Origin of the sequence: Mycobacterium ulcerans subsp. shinshuense, assembly GCF_002355775.1 — a bacterium.
Taxonomy (GTDB): domain Bacteria; phylum Actinomycetota; class Actinomycetes; order Mycobacteriales; family Mycobacteriaceae; genus Mycobacterium; species Mycobacterium marinum.
In genome coordinates, this window is sequence record NZ_AP017624.1 from 3,661,225 (window position 1) to 3,675,541 (window position 14,317).

Sequence of the window (14,317 nt, forward strand, 5' to 3'; positions counted from 1 at the left end):
TGGCCCTGCACACCGTCAGCCGGTGCACACACCGGGCGACCCAACTGCCCTCCTGTGGACGAATTGCCCACTGTGCGTTCTACTGCTTATTCCATGGGGTCGATGCGCGAATACGACATGGTGGTTATTGGTTCTGGGCCTGGCGGCCAGAAGGCCGCCATCGCCTCGGCCAAATTGGGTAAATCCGTCGCGATCATCGAGCGCGGCCGCATGCTGGGCGGGGTATGCGTCAATACGGGCACCATCCCGTCAAAGACGTTGTGCGAGGCGGTGCTTTACCTCACCGGCATGAACCAGCGCGAACTCTACGGAGCCAGCTACCGCGTCAAGGACCGAATCACCCCCGCCGACCTGCTGGCACGGACTCAGCACGTGATCGGCAAGGAAGTCGACGTGGTGCGTAACCAGCTGATGCGCAACCGGGTCGACCTGATCGTCGGCCATGGCCGCTTCGTCGACCCGCACAGCATCGTGGTCGAAGACCAGACACACCGGGAAAAGACCACGGTGACAGGCGATTACATCGTCATTGCCACCGGCACCAGGCCGGCCCGGCCATCCGGGGTCGAGTTCGACGAAGACAAGGTCCTCGACTCCGACGGGATCCTGGATCTCAAGTCGCTGCCGGCCTCGATGGTCGTGGTGGGCGCCGGAGTGATCGGGATCGAGTACGCGTCGATGTTCGCCGCGCTGGGCACCAAGGTGACCGTCGTCGAGAAGCGGGACAACATGCTCGACTTCTGCGATCCCGAGGTCGTCGAAGCGCTGAAATTCCACCTGCGCGATCTGGCGGTGACATTCCGGTTCGGCGAAGAGGTCACCGCGGTCGACGTCGGCTCAGCGGGAACGGTCACCACCCTGGCCAGCGGCAAGCAGATCCCCGCCGAAACGGTGATGTACTCCGCCGGACGCCAAGGCCAGACCGACCACCTGGATCTGGCCAACGCCGGACTCGAGGTCGAAGGTCGCGGGCGGATCTGGGTGGATGACAAGTTCAGGACCAAGGTCGAACACATCTACGCGGTGGGCGACGTCATCGGCTTCCCGGCGCTAGCCGCAACATCGATGGAGCAGGGCCGTCTCGCCGCCTACCACGCATTCGGCGAACCCACCGACGGCATCACCGAACTGCAGCCGATCGGCATCTACTCCATCCCCGAGATTTCCTACGTCGGGGCCACCGAGGTGGAGCTGACCAAGAACTCGATCCCCTACGAGGTGGGCGTGGCACGCTACCGCGAGCTGGCCCGCGGTCAGATCGCCGGCGACTCCTACGGCATGCTCAAGCTGCTGGTCTCCACCGAAGATCTCACCCTGCTGGGCGTGCACATCTTCGGTACCAGCGCCACCGAGATGGTGCACATCGGGCAGGCCATCATGGGCTGCGGCGGCACAGTCGAGTACCTGGTCGAGGCGGTGTTCAACTATCCGACCTTCTCCGAGGCCTACTAGGTGGCCGCGCTCGACGTGATGAACAAGGTCCGGGCGCTCAACCAGTTCCGCCGCTGATCGGGCCTCACAAGCACGCGTCGTCGAACTCGACCGGCGGGTCGTCGCCGGGTCCGCCGGCTTCGGCACGAACCAGAAGGGCAGCGGCGTGTTCGTCCAACGGCGCCGAATACGAGACGCTCTCGGTGCAGCCACCGCCTCCTAGACCACCGATTACCCCAGTGACGGTCCCAGCACTGACCCAGGGCGCCCCGCTGGTGCCGGCCACCAGGCCGTCGCATGACAATTCCGGAAAGCCGCCCTCGGTGACCTCGGTGTTCGCCGAACAGGCGATGGGCGTGTCATCCAGACCCGCCGGGTAGCCGGTGACGGTCACCGGGGCGCCCCGCGCCGGGGCTCGGCCCAACAGCAGCGCGGAGCCGACCCGTGCTTGCAGCGATCCATCGCCGCTGACGCGGGCGATCGCGTAGTCGGCGCGCGGATCCTGGTTGGCGATCCAGCGTGGATCGAAATAGACCTGGTCGATCTTCCATCTCGACGGCGGCGGGTCGGCGCCGCCGAATCCCGGGATGAAGGACCCCGCCGTGTGACCGCCCAGCAGGCAATGCGCGGCGGTCAGGACGAGGTCACCGCTGGTCGAATGCAACACCGCGCCCGTGCAGATGTGCACCGGCCCGTCATCGAGGAAGATCGCGCCCACCCGCGGGTCCGGATCCACCGGGACGGCCACCGCGGCCTGGTTGCCGGGCGGGCTGGACCGCTGCCCGGGCAAGGAAGTTTGCTCAGACCGCTCACCGGCGCTGGGGGCTTGGCTGGTTGGCCGCCCGTAGCAACTCAGTAGCAGCGCCAGGCCGCCCCACAAGCAAATCACCGCAGCCAGGTTGCGCATCGACACCCATCTTGACCCATCTGGCCCCACCGCCGGGCGGCAAGCGGATGCGGATCGCTTTCACCTCGCCAATACACTTGTCAGCAACCCGCGCCACCGCATGACGCCGGCGACAGCGAATACAGCCGGGCGCTCGCGCGTTATGTATGAAACGAACAAACGAGTTTGTAATTAGATCACTGGTGCCCACTGATCTGCGAGACACTGATCAGGGCACCCTGGTCCGACCCCCGAGAGGAGGCAACACCCATGGCGCATGACCAAGACCCAGGCGAGGCGCAGGACTACCAGCCGGGCCAATCCGGCATGTATGAGCTTGAGTTCCCCGCGCCCCAGTTGTCGACGTCCGATGGCCGCGGTCCGGTGTTGGTGCATGCTTTGGAGGGCTTCTCCGACGCCGGTCATGCGATCCGGCTAGCCGCCACCCACCTCAAGGATGGTTTGGACACCGAGCTGGTCGCGTCGTTCGCGATCGACGAGTTATTGGACTATCGCTCGCGGCGGCCGATGATGACGTTCAAGACCGACCACTTCACCAAGTATGACGATCCAGAGCTGAGCCTTTACGCACTGCGTGACAGTGTCGGCACACCGTTTCTGCTGTTGGCCGGGATGGAACCCGACCTGAAATGGGAGCGGTTCATCACCGCTGTTCGCCTGCTGGCCGAGCGGCTGGGGGTGCGCCAGACCATCGGATTGGGCACCGTTCCCATGGCCGTCCCGCACACGCGTCCCGTCACGATGACCGCTCACTCCAACAACCCGGAGCTCATCGCGGACTTCCAACCGTGGATTTCCGAAATCCAGGTTCCGGCGAGCGCATCCAACCTGTTGGAGTACCGGATGGCTCAGCATGGCCACGAGGTCGTCGGATTCACCGTGCACGTCCCCCACTACCTCACCCAAACCGACTACCCCGCTGCCGCGCAGGCACTGCTGGAACAGGTGGCCAAGACCGGTTCACTGGACCTTCCTCTAGCCGCACTAACAGACGCATCGGCGCAGGTCGGAGCCAAGATCGATGAGCAAGTACAGGCAAGCACGGAAGTCGCTCAAGTGGTGGCAGCCCTCGAGCGCCAGTACGATGCGTTCATCGACGCCCAGGAAAACAGATCACTGCTAACGCGCGACGAGGATCTGCCTAGTGGCGACGAGCTGGGCGCGGAGTTCGAACGATTCTTGGCCCAGCAGGCAGAGAAGAAGTTCGACGACGACGACCAGCCATAACGCCCCCAAAAAATACGCCCCAGTCGGCCAGACAATGAGGTTGCCGAGATGACCGAGCGCAAGCGCAATCTTCGCCCGGTGCGGGAAGTGACTGCGCCGTCGCTTCAGTTCCGCGCCATCCACGGATACAAGCGAGCGTTCCGGATCGCCGGGTCAGGTCCCGCGATCCTGCTAATCCACGGGATTGGCGACAATTCCACAACTTGGACCGGTATTCACGCCAAGCTCGCCCAGCGGTTCACCGTCATCGCCCCCGATCTGCTGGGGCACGGAAGGTCCGACAAGCCGCGCGCCGATTACTCGATCGCGGCCTATGCCAACGGCATGCGCGACCTGCTCAGCGTGCTCGACATCGAGCGCGTGACCATCATCGGCCATTCGCTCGGCGGCGGCGTTGCCATGCAATTCGCCTACCAGTTCCCACAGTTGGTGGACCGACTCATTCTGGTCGGGGCCGGTGGAGTTACCAAGGATGTCAACGTCGTCTTCCGTTTGGCCTCGCTGCCGATGGGCGCCGAGGCGTTGGCGTTGTTGCGGCTGCCCATGGTCCTGCCAACGGTTCAGCTCGCCGGCAAGGTGTTGGGCATGGCACTCGGCTCCACCGCGCTCGGCCAAGACCTTCCCAATGTGCTGCGAATACTCGACGACCTCCCCGAACCAACGGCCTCGTCGGCTTTCACCCGCACATTGCGGGCCGTGGTCGACTGGCGCGGCCAGATCGTCACGATGCTCGATCGCTGCTACTTGACCCAGGCCATCCCGGTGCAGATCATCTGGGGCAGTCGAGATGCCGTGGTCCCGGTTCGCCACGCCGAAATGGCACACGCGGCCATGCCGGGATCCAAGCTCGAGGTCTTCGAGGGATCCGGACATTTCCCGTTCCACGACGACCCCGCTCGTTTTATCGACATCGTCCTGCGCTTCATCGACAGCACCCAGCCTCCCGAATACGATCAAGCGGCGCTTCGGGAACTGCTGCGCACCGGCGGCGGTGAACGAACCGTTTCGGGCCCGGCCGACACCCGCGTGGCGGTGCTCAGCGCCATGGGTTCTGACGAACGCAGCGCCACCTGACCAGCCCTTATGCCGACGCCTAGGACGGCGTCGTAGAGTCGGGCCATGGGCATCGACGTAACGGTGTTGCGGGTCTTCACCGATCCAATCGGCAACTTCGGGAATCCACTCGGGGTGGTCGACGCCAGCAAGGTTGAACCCCGTGACCGGCAGCATCTGGCGAGCCGATTGGCCTACAGCGAAACAGTTTTCGTCGACCTTCCGGCCACCGGCTCGCACACCGCACACGCCACCATCTACACCCCCCGCACCGACATCGCATTCGCCGGCCACCCGACCGTTGGTGCGTCCTGGTGGCTGCGCGAGCAGGGAACACCGGTCAACACCCTGCAGGTGCCGGCCGGTCTCGTGCAGGTGCATCACGACCGCGACCTCACCACGATCAGCGCCCGTGCGGAGTGGGCACCCGAATTCGCTATCCACGACTTGGATTCCCCTGATGCCCTCGCGGCCGCCGACCCCTCTGACTTTGCCGATGACACGGCGCACTACCTATGGACATGGACCGACGACGCCGCCGGTGACCTGCGGTCGCGGATGTTCGCCTCCAACCTGGGAGTCGAGGAAGACGAAGCAACCGGTTCCGCCGCAATGCGGCTTACCGACTACCTCAGCCGCGACCTCACCATCACCCAGGGCAAGGGATCAATAATCAACACAACCTGGAGTGCCGAAGGCTGGGTCGCGGTTGCCGGACGAGTCGTCAGCGACGGCGTGACGCACGTCGACTGACCGGGCGGATCAGGACTTTCGGCGCAACCGAGCGCCCAGATGGTGTTGCAGCGGCAGTCCGACCGCTCCCATGCGCAGCCGGTAGGACAGCTCGTCTCCGACCATCCGGAAAGATCGGCTCAACGCAGTCACCTCTTTTGCCGTGGGGGTCATGCCGATGGCCGTGGTGACCATTTCCATCTCGATCACCCCGCCGCTTCCCGAATAGGTGCCCACCTCGATTTCGGTGATGCCACTCGGATGAGCCAGGACCAGCTCGACCTGGCCTGGTTTCGGCACGCGCAGATATCCGGTCTCCGCATGCAACGGCGTCCCGTCGGCAACGGCCCTGGTCTTCTGTGCGTAAACCAGGAACGGCTTGCCTACATGAGAGAACACAACCTCTTCGAGATATTCGAACGGCTCGATCGTCGGATACTCGCCGGCACCTTGTCCCGCCCAGGTGCCCAGCAGCGGGGCCAGCGCATCAAGATCCGGGTGCAAGTCGGCAGGCATGGGGCCAGCCTAACGAGGCGGCAATGACTCAGCTCGAAGTAGGAACCTGGCGGTGTGCGCGCAACGCCTCGATTTCGCGCTCGAAATCCTCGGCCGAGGAGAACGAGCGATACACCGATGCAAATCGCAGGTAAGCCACCTCGTCGAGTTCACGCAGCGGCCCAAGGATGGCCAGGCCGACTTCGTGACTGGGGATTTCCGGCGAGCCAGCGGCGCGAACCGAGTCCTCCACCTGCTGGGCAAGCAGGTTCAGCGCGTCGTCGTCAACTTGGCGCCCCTGGCACGCCCGGCGCACCCCGCTGATGACTTTCTCCCGACTGAATGGTTCTGAGACACCGCTGCGCTTGACCACGGCAAGGACCGCGGTCTCGACAGTGGTGAATCGTCGCCCGCATTCCGGACATGACCGGCGACGCCGAATGGCCTGGCCCTCATCGGTTTCCCGCGAATCGATCACCCGGGAATCGGGATGCCGGCAGAACGGACAATGCACGGCCGCTCCTTCGGCGTCCTGACAATGCGGTACCTCGGACCTTTCCGAGAGTACCTGCGCGCTCCCCCGCACTGCCAACGCCGTCGCAATCCACCTCCGCTCGACGCCGCGGTAGCCGAGGAGCGTTGATGTGGAGCGGTTTTCGCTGTTCATCGGAGTGCGCTAGCCAACCGGCGCAATCAGCGTCTGCCCGGAAGCCGGCATCGACGAGCCCAACGCGTTCAATTCCCGGATGCGCTCGACGACCTGTCGAACCGGCGCGTCCGGAGCGACTCGAGCCGCCACGTCCTGCAGCGACTCCCCCGCGTCCACCCGGACCACCGCGAGCCGGTCCGGCACGCCCGATGAGATGGGTGACACATTGGCGGAGCCGCCATTGGCCATCTCGCCGAAGTGGGCGACCAACCCCAGCCAGAGCGTGATGATCGCGGCGAGCAGCGCCAGGCCCACCGTCGTCGCAACCGAAGCGGGACGCCGGCGATGGGCCGTGGCCGACAGCGCCACACCGGTGCCCCGGTAGCTCAGCGGGGCAACAGCCGGGCGCGATGGGCGGACCCGCCGCAACGTGGCCAGCCTGCCCCGGCCGGTGACAGGCTCGTGGATGCCCCCCCCGACCGGCCCTCGAATGAACCTGCGCGCCTCACGGGTGCCCAACCGGACGGGCACGGCGGGCGAGACGGGCTGGACTGCCTGCATGAGTGTCATGTTCGTTCCTCCGGCTGACGGTTTATCGCTCAAGTGTTCGACACTGTAGTCGCTCACGTGTTCGATTTACCGAACATTTGATCGAGGCGTGTCGCTCGAGCAAAACGCTAGACCAAGCCACCGACAAGACCTGCCGGTCGCAACCAACTCCCATGTGCTGCGAATACCCGGCCTCGCGCCGAGTTACACCTTTGTGATTCAGCAATTCGCGCCGCCGCGGCGGGCACCTGAGGCATGCCACTAACCCCGCGACACACTGGTCGAACACATGTTTGATTCTTGGGCGCCGTACGGCTACATTCAGTCCCATGAGCGACAGCAGCGACACCACGGTCGACGGGGCGAGTGACGGCGCCAGTGACGGAGCCAGTGGAGCGGACAATCGCGCGCAATTAGTAGACACGGCGTTGACGGAGCGGCAGCGCACCATTTTGAACGTCATCCGGACGTCGGTGAACGATCGCGGATACCCACCGAGCATCCGGGAGATCGGCGATGCCGTCGGCTTGACGTCGACCTCGTCGGTCGCGCACCAACTACGCACCCTGGAGCGCAAGGGCTATCTGCGCCGCGACCCCAATCGCCCCCGCGCCGTCGACGTGCGTGGCGCTGACGACACGGTTACCGCCGCCCCGGTCACCGATGTCGCGGGTTCGGACGCGCTGCCGGAACCCACGTTTGTCCCGGTCCTGGGACGCATCGCGGCCGGCGGACCGATCCTGGCCGAGGAAGCCGTCGAAGATGTGTTCCCGCTACCGCGTGAGCTGGTTGGCCAGGGAACACTGTTTCTGCTCAAGGTTGTCGGGGAGTCCATGGTCGAAGCCGCGATCTGTGACGGCGACTGGGTGGTGGTGCGACAGCAGAACGTCGCAGACAACGGCGATATCGTTGCGGCGATGATCGACGGCGAGGCGACGGTCAAGACGTTCAAGCGCGCGGGAGGCCAGATATGGCTGATGCCGCACAACCCCGCCTTTGATCCGATCCCCGGCAATGACGCGACCGTGCTCGGCAAGGTGGTCACGGTTATCCGCAAGATATAGCGGCACCCGGGGTGCCAACCACCACGGGCAGTGCGGCCCTCTAGTCGGCCTTGATGAAACCGTTGGCTTGCGCGGCCGCTTCGGTGGCGAACCAGATCTCGGCAAGGGTGTCGTAGTACAGCGCACTGCTCGGCGTGTAGTACAGGCCGAAGCGGGCGCTGGCCTTGATGGGATATCCCTCCGGCGCCTGGTACGGGTCGTGGTCGAGCGGCATGTGGATCGTCGGTCGCGCCCCCGCGCTTGGCCCAGCTGCGGCGGCCGCTGGGGCATGGGCTTGCCGAGCATGCACGGTGACCTCGTCCTCGGAGTCATCCTCCGCCGTTTCGGCCGCGGCGTGCCGTCCGGCCCTGGGTGGACGAGGCGATCCGGCCGCTTCCGGGAGCACGCGGATCTCGGTCGTGGCGTCTGCGGTACCACCGCCGGGCATGAAGCTTTTCGGGAAATCGTCCTCGTGGACCGCGGTTTCCGGAACCGCTGCCTCCGGTGCCGCGGTCTCCGGAACGACTGGTTCCGGAACATACCGGTGCGGTAGCCCGAAGGCCTCGGTGACCGCGGTTTCCGGCACGGCGGTCTCCTGCCGCACCGCTTCGGCCAAGTCGGCGATGGAGATCACGGGGGTGGGTGTGGTGTCCACCGCGTCGGGGTCTTCGTCATCGGCCCCGAAGTCCTCGTGTTCGAAGTTTTCGTGCTCGAAGTCCTCATCTTCGAAGTCTTCATGTTCGAAGTCCTCGTGTGCGAACTCGTCCCGCTCGAAATCTTCGTGGAACGAGGGCGGCATCTCCTCGCCGTAGGCAGGGCCACCACCACCACGCGGCCAGCTGACCCGGGCCCCGGTGCCGGAGTCCGACGCCGCATGCGCCAGATCGTGATCATCAGGCGGGAAGTGTTCGGAACCGAAGTCCAACTCGTCATGGGGCCACTGGCCACCGATGGCGTCGTAGCCGGATTCCGCATCGTGCTCGGCCGGCTCATAGCCGTGGGTCTCCTGGCCGGCGCGACGCCGGCGCAGGCCAACAGCCATCACCACGAGGAATACCACCAGCAGCAGCACCGGGATGGCGGCCGCCAGCCACCACCAATGCCAGGTGAACTTCTTGCTGTGCGGGGGCGCCGCCGACGTGCTGGGCTGATTCTGGCCGGACACCTGAAGGCCCGAGAGCAGCGGCGCCAGGTTCGCCGGGTCGGTGCTGAAACTATTGGTCGCCCGGTTCCACGAAATCGTGCCGCCGGTGAACTTCTGCGACACCACATCGCCGGCCTCGGTCTGATCGGCGACCGGTGCGCCCAGTTTCCCGGTGGCACCCTTGAGCTTGTCCCAGGCGACCTTCATGGCTCCGCGCACGACGAAGGCGCCGTGATCGGGCGTCCAGAAGATCACCGGCTTGTCGGCCGCCGAGAAGGCAGCGACCCGGCTCGCCGGCTCGATGCCGCCGTCAGACTCGTTGGCGGTGGGGAAACCAAGGTCGCTGCTCACCGGCCCACCCAGCGACTCGTACTTCGCCAGAATCTCGCCCTCGACCGCGTTCGCACCGGTAGCCGGGCTGAAGAAGACCTTTCCGCCCTCGAAGTCCTGGGCGATACCATCGCCGCCGATCGGGTACTGGGCGCCCTTCCTGGCGCCCAACGGGCCGGTGGCGCCGCCGGCGGCGCGCCAGGCCATATTGATGGCCGCGGTGGGGTCGATCGCCACCTGCAGGTCCTTGAGCTGATCGGCCAGTACCGTCGGGGTGGTGGTGAACTCCTTGGTCTGCCGGTTCCAGGACACCTCGCCGCCGGTGAACTTCTGCGAAGTGACCTCGCCGTCGAATGTCGCGTCCCCGATCGGGGCACCCAATACACCGCCGGAGCTGCCCAGCTTGTCCCACGCGGCGTTCATCGCGCCACGCACGACGAACGCCCCGTGGTCGGGCGTCCAGAAGATCACCGGGTTGTCGCTGGCGGAGAAGGTGCTCACCCGGCTATCGGGGCCGGCCAGACCGGGGACTTCATTAATCGTCGGAAAGCCCAGATCGCTGTCTGCCGGACCGCCTAGCTCGTCATACTTCGCCAGAATCGGGCCGTACATGTACTTGGCCCCAGTCTGCGGGGTGAAGAACATCTTTCCGCCGTCGAAGTCCAGCGCGAATCCGTCACCGACGGGATAAACGTCGCCCTTGCGGGCACCGAGTGTTGACGTATCGCCGCCGGCCTTGTCCCAGGCTTCCATCATGGCGGCTTCGGCGTCGCCGATCGGCGACGCCGTCGCGGTAGGCGCCAGCAACGTGACTGCCACCACCGAAGCCGCCAAGCTGAGCAATGCACACCCAATCAGCCTGCTCAATTGACCTCTCTGCCCGTTCACCAAGCCTCCCAGCCGATGCCGCTGCCCCGCCTAGCGTTTCAATGGACCGCCACCCTTGGGCCGTCCTCTAGCTACGATCCGCGTCGCTGCCAGGGGCCCGCATTACTTTGCTACAACGAATGACAAATGCGAAGTAAATTCGCAGATATTACGAAACGGATACCCAGCTGATGTCGAATCGATGCGGGGCCGAGCTCCTTTCGCGATGAACCGAACTGCTACCCGCACGGCGATTAGGTTACCGTGCGCACGAGCCTAACTCGACTTACGCCGAAGATCACCACGCCGACACCGAACAGGATCGCAACCCCGATGTAGATCGCTGACCATAACGCGGCTTCACGCTCTCAGCAGAAGGTCTTGCTGTTCGGTGTTGCATTCGCACTCATCGCACGCACCGGTTTCATCCTGTTCGGTGGCGCACTCATCGAACACTTCAACGCGGCCTTCTATGTGTTCGGTCTGACGCTGCTGATCATGGCGGGTAACCTCGCCAAACCCGCCGCAGCGGAAAGCCGCGACGCCGACAATCTCGCCATCCGCCTGGCCAATCGGTTCCTGCGTACCTCCCAGAACTACAACGGCGACCGATTTTTTATCGTGGAGAACGAAAGTCGGGTCATGACTCCGCTGCTTCTGGTAATGCTCGCGGTTGGCGGCAGCGACGTGCTGTTCGCGTTCGACTCGGTGCCGGCGCTGTTTGGCCTGACCCAGAACGTCTATCTGGTGTTCGCTGCGACCGCGTTTTCATTGTTGGGTCTGCGACAGTTGTACTTTCTGATCGACAATCTGCTGTACCCAGGGCTCCGGCGTTGTTGATTAGCAGGCTTGTGAGCTGGGGAATTGTGGATTGAGGAGGTCTAGGCGGCGGTTGGCGGTCAAAGCGGTGATCCGGCAGGCTTCGGCGATGTTGTCGGCGCCGTTGAGGCGGTGCAGATTGATCGCGGTGTTGCGTAGCGTTGCTAGGACCTGTGCGCCGTTTCCGGTATGTGCCCTTTGACGGTCTTCGTCGAAGGTGACGTCGCGTATCCAGTGCAGGCTGTTCTCGATTCCCCAGTGTTGACGCATCCAGGTCATGATCGCGGTAGGGCGGGCGTGCTCGAACGGCAGGCTGCAGATGGCATAGACCACCTCCACGCTGCGCTGGTCGGTGGCGGTGATCAAGCGTTCACGAGTGATCCGGATGATTTGTTTTGCGTAGGGGAAGCCGATTCCTCGTGCAGCGGTGATGATTTGCAGGGTGCGGGTCTCGACACGGCCGTGGCCGCGGGAGTCGTCGGTAGCGGCTGCGGGCACCTCGGCCCAGGGCAGCGCGGTGATACGCGCAAGTATTTTGGCTTGGTTGGACTTGACGATCATCAGGTAGTGCGACTTCAAGGTGGCGCAGATCAACTTCGCGGTGACGACCTGGGTATGCATCGCATCCACGGTGACCAGCCACCGCAAGCTACCCGGCAACAGCGTGAGCAGGGCACGTACGCAGGGAATTTCATTGCTTTTCTCGGCGACAGCGAGTTGACCGAGCACCAATCGGGCACGGTGGGCGAACACCGACACGAGATGCGTGGCTGTCGCTTTGGCGCGTAAAGCACCACGCAGCATCTTGCCGTCCAACGCGATCGGCACCAATCCACTGGGGTCGCTGCTGGCCACGTGTGCAGTGAAGTAACTGCCCATCCTGGCGTTGAGGTCGGCGGGGTCTAGCCGAGACAAAACAGCGCGGAAGGTCTTCTCACTGGGCCGCCGGAACCGGACCCCTAATTGGGCCAACACATCATCGGGAGCGGTGGCCGCCCATGTGGCAAAACCAGCATAGCCGCGCATCCCCGCGGCAGTGGCCAGAACCGCGATCGCCAACAAAGCCATCAGCGAATACCTCCGACCGCGTGGGTCCCTCGGGTCTGGCACCGAGGCCAACACATCGAGAAACTCCGATCCGATGAGCTCGCTGCGCTCACCAGGACTCCAGCGGTCGAACACCTCTGGAACCGACGACACAGGCAATACTGAAACGGTAGGCACGGGCAACTCCAGACCAACGACGAACAGTAACCAACTCGATCGTTCTCCAGATAGTCCGTGCCTACACTCCGACCCCAATAGCGCGGCACCAAAGATCATCAACCCAGCTCACAAGCCTGCTAATCAACAACGCCGGAGCCCTGCTGCTGTACCGGCTTATCTATCTGCCCTACGGCCTAGCGACGATTCTGGGCTTCATCGGCATCAAGCTGATGCTAGAAGCGTTGCATCACAACACCATTGCATTCATTAACCGGGGCAGGCCGGTCACGACCGTGGAGATGAGCACCGCGATGTCGTTGACCGTGACTGTCGTCGTCCTACTTCTCACAACGGTGGCGTCATTGGTTTCGGTACGCGGACGCAGGGAAAACGCCGCTGCCCGAGCCCGTCGACACGCCCTGGAGTATCTCGATCTGCATCACCCGGCGGATCCGGTCGAACGAGAAGGAATCTTCGCAGCGCTGCTACAGGCCGAAGACGAAATCAGCTCACTCCCATTGAAACACCGCGCCCAGGTGCAGCAGGACACGGAGCTGACAACGCTGCTGCAACAGGCCCACAACGCGCGCGAAGCGCGCGAGTGAGACCCGTCAGAGCCACACCGCGGTGCGGCTAGATACCCAGGCTGCGGCCGATGATCTCTTTCATGATTTCGGTTGTGCCACCGTAAATCGTCTGCACCCGTGAATCCAGATAGGCTCGGGCAACTGGATATTCGCGCATGTACCCGTAGCCCCCGTGGAGCTGCAGGCACCGGTCGTTCAAGGACACCTGCTTCTCGGTGGAGTACCACTTGGCCATGGCGGCCTGCTCGGCCGTCAACTTGCCGTCAAGGTGCAACTCGATGAACTCGTCGACCATGATGCGGACCATGGTGGCCTCGGTGGCCAGCTCAGCCAGGACAAAGCGACTGTTCTGAAAATTGCCGATGGACCTGCCAAATGCCTTACGTTCCTTGGTGTATTGCAGCGTCTGGTCTAGCACCGATTCCATCCCGGCGGCGGCCATGATGGCGATGGAGATGCGCTCCTGGGGCAGGTTCTGCATCAGGTAGATGAAGCCCATTCCCTCTTGGCCAAGCAAGTTTTCGACCGGCACCTGCACGTCGGAGAAGGACAGTTCCGCGGTGTCCTGGGCATCCAGGCCGATCTTGTCGAGATGACGGCCCCGTTCGAAGCCCTCCATCCCGCGTTCGACCACCAGCAGCGAAAAGCCCTGGGCGCCTTTCTCGGGATCGGTCTGAGCTACCACGATGACCAAGTCCGCGTTGATCCCGTTGGTGATGAAGGTTTTTGAACCGTTCAGCAGGTAATGATCACCCTGCTTGACGGCGCGGGTCTTGATGCCCTGCAGGTCACTGCCGGTTCCCGGCTCAGTCATCGCGATCGCCGTAATGAACTCCCCGGTACAGAACTTCGGCAGCCAACGCTGCTTTTGCTCTTCGGTTGCCAACGCCAGCAGGTAGGGGGCCACGATGTCGTTGTGCAACCCGAAACCGATGCCGCTATAGCGCCCGGCGCTGGTCTCCTCGGTGATGATCGTGTTGTACCGGAAGTCGGGGTTGCCCCCGCCGCCGTACTCCTCGGGTACCGCCATGCCGAGGAAACCTTGTTTGCCGGCTTCAAGCCACACGCCTCGATCGACGATCTTGGCCTTTTCCCATTCGTCGTGATATGGCGCTACATGGCGCTCCAGAAAGCCGCGGTAAGACTCGCGGAATAGATCGTGCTCAGGTTCGAATAGAGTGCGCTGGTACTTGATGGCATTGCCCATGAATAGACCTCCGCCGAAGATAATCTTGCTGCACACCGTATACCAACCATACGGTTGGTAGGTCTGTTGGG

12 protein-coding genes and 2 pseudogenes are annotated in these 14,317 nt (G+C 63.8%); 7 read left to right on the plus strand and 7 right to left on the minus strand.

The genetic code is table 11. The features are described from left to right. The first annotated feature begins 102 nt into the window (after positions 1–102). Positions 103–1,452, plus strand: coding sequence for a Si-specific NAD(P)(+) transhydrogenase (gene sthA, locus SHTP_RS16430; RefSeq protein WP_096372521.1), 1,350 nt, complete (start codon positions 103–105; stop codon positions 1,450–1,452). A gap of 64 nt (positions 1,453–1,516) precedes the next feature. Here sthA and SHTP_RS16435 read toward each other — a convergent pair whose 3' ends face one another. Next, positions 1,517–2,344: a trypsin-like serine peptidase gene (locus SHTP_RS16435; protein ID WP_096371162.1), complete on the minus strand. Its 828-nt coding sequence runs from the start codon at positions 2,342–2,344 to the stop codon at positions 1,517–1,519. A 243-nt stretch (positions 2,345–2,587) separates the two neighbouring features. Here SHTP_RS16435 and SHTP_RS16440 point away from each other — a divergent pair, with 243 nt between their 5' ends. Genes SHTP_RS16440 through SHTP_RS16450 form a run of 3 tightly spaced genes read left to right on the plus strand, consistent with a single transcriptional unit; the run spans position 2,588 to position 5,371 of the window. After that, positions 2,588–3,565, plus strand: coding sequence for a proteasome assembly chaperone family protein (locus SHTP_RS16440; protein WP_096371163.1), 978 nt, complete (start codon positions 2,588–2,590; stop codon positions 3,563–3,565). 48 nt (positions 3,566–3,613) lie between these two features. Beyond that, entirely contained in the window at positions 3,614–4,639 is a 1,026-nt protein-coding gene (locus SHTP_RS16445; protein WP_096371164.1) for an alpha/beta fold hydrolase, read from the plus strand. A gap of 45 nt (positions 4,640–4,684) precedes the next feature. Then, positions 4,685–5,371: a PhzF family phenazine biosynthesis protein gene (locus SHTP_RS16450; RefSeq protein ID WP_096371165.1), complete on the plus strand. Its 687-nt coding sequence runs from the start codon at positions 4,685–4,687 to the stop codon at positions 5,369–5,371. Between the two features lie 9 nt (positions 5,372–5,380). Here SHTP_RS16450 and SHTP_RS16455 read toward each other — a convergent pair whose 3' ends face one another. The 3 genes from SHTP_RS16455 to SHTP_RS16465 form a co-directional block, all read right to left on the minus strand. Further along, on the minus strand, positions 5,381–5,866 hold the full coding sequence (locus SHTP_RS16455; protein WP_096371166.1) for a peroxynitrite isomerase: 486 nt from the start codon (positions 5,864–5,866) through the stop codon (positions 5,381–5,383). A gap of 28 nt (positions 5,867–5,894) precedes the next feature. Next, positions 5,895–6,359, minus strand: a complete 465-nt coding sequence (nrdR, locus tag SHTP_RS16460; protein WP_011741151.1) for a transcriptional regulator NrdR — start codon at positions 6,357–6,359, stop codon at positions 5,895–5,897. Between the two features lie 162 nt (positions 6,360–6,521). Further along, entirely contained in the window at positions 6,522–7,064 is a 543-nt protein-coding gene (locus tag SHTP_RS16465; RefSeq protein ID WP_096372522.1) for a hypothetical protein, read from the minus strand. Positions 7,065–7,372: 308 nt separating this feature from the next. Here SHTP_RS16465 and lexA point away from each other — a divergent pair, with 308 nt between their 5' ends. Continuing rightward, positions 7,373–8,107 carry a transcriptional repressor LexA gene (gene lexA, locus SHTP_RS16470; protein ID WP_011741153.1) on the plus strand — a complete coding sequence of 245 codons (735 nt, stop codon included), beginning with the start codon at positions 7,373–7,375 and terminating at the stop codon, positions 8,105–8,107. A 40-nt stretch (positions 8,108–8,147) separates the two neighbouring features. Here lexA and SHTP_RS16475 read toward each other — a convergent pair whose 3' ends face one another. Next, positions 8,148–10,448 (minus strand): LGFP repeat-containing protein, encoded by a 2,301-nt coding sequence (locus SHTP_RS16475; RefSeq protein ID WP_172900561.1) that lies wholly within the window; start codon positions 10,446–10,448, stop codon positions 8,148–8,150. 345 nt (positions 10,449–10,793) lie between these two features. Between SHTP_RS16475 and SHTP_RS16480 the strand changes: the two are divergent. Further along, positions 10,794–11,243, plus strand: a pseudogene (locus SHTP_RS16480) (TerC family protein); the annotation flags it as partial. A 24-nt stretch (positions 11,244–11,267) separates the two neighbouring features. On the opposite strand, the gene SHTP_RS16485 reads toward SHTP_RS16480, so the two are convergent. Then, positions 11,268–12,470: an ISAs1-like element IS2404/ISMul1 family transposase gene (locus SHTP_RS16485; protein ID WP_420811867.1), complete on the minus strand. Its 1,203-nt coding sequence runs from the start codon at positions 12,468–12,470 to the stop codon at positions 11,268–11,270. Positions 12,471–12,613: 143 nt separating this feature from the next. Between SHTP_RS16485 and SHTP_RS16490 the strand changes: the two are divergent. Next, positions 12,614–13,057, plus strand: a pseudogene (locus tag SHTP_RS16490) (TerC/Alx family metal homeostasis membrane protein); the annotation flags it as partial. Between the two features lie 28 nt (positions 13,058–13,085). Here the strand turns inward: SHTP_RS16490 and SHTP_RS16495 are convergent. Continuing rightward, the gene (locus tag SHTP_RS16495) at positions 13,086–14,246 is read right to left on the minus strand and encodes an acyl-CoA dehydrogenase family protein (protein ID WP_096371169.1); all 1,161 of its coding nucleotides are present in this window, start codon (positions 14,244–14,246) and stop codon (positions 13,086–13,088) included. Positions 14,247–14,317: the final 71 nt, after the last annotated feature.

What these genes read in the sequence shown, in the direction of transcription:
- sthA (WP_096372521.1), top strand. Translation starts at nt 103, where the DNA reads ATGCGCGAATACGACATGGTGGTTATTGGTTCTGGGCCTGGCGGCCAG.
- SHTP_RS16440 (WP_096371163.1), top strand. Translation starts at nt 2,588, where the DNA reads ATGGCGCATGACCAAGACCCAGGCGAGGCGCAGGACTACCAGCCGGGC.
- SHTP_RS16445 (WP_096371164.1), top strand. Translation starts at nt 3,614, where the DNA reads ATGACCGAGCGCAAGCGCAATCTTCGCCCGGTGCGGGAAGTGACTGCG.
- SHTP_RS16450 (WP_096371165.1), top strand. Translation starts at nt 4,685, where the DNA reads ATGGGCATCGACGTAACGGTGTTGCGGGTCTTCACCGATCCAATCGGC.
- SHTP_RS16455 (WP_096371166.1), bottom strand. Translation starts at nt 5,866, where the DNA reads ATGCCTGCCGACTTGCACCCGGATCTTGATGCGCTGGCCCCGCTGCTG.
- SHTP_RS16465 (WP_096372522.1), bottom strand. Translation starts at nt 7,064, where the DNA reads ATGACACTCATGCAGGCAGTCCAGCCCGTCTCGCCCGCCGTGCCCGTC.
- lexA (WP_011741153.1), top strand. Translation starts at nt 7,373, where the DNA reads ATGAGCGACAGCAGCGACACCACGGTCGACGGGGCGAGTGACGGCGCC.
- SHTP_RS16495 (WP_096371169.1), bottom strand. Translation starts at nt 14,246, where the DNA reads ATGGGCAATGCCATCAAGTACCAGCGCACTCTATTCGAACCTGAGCAC.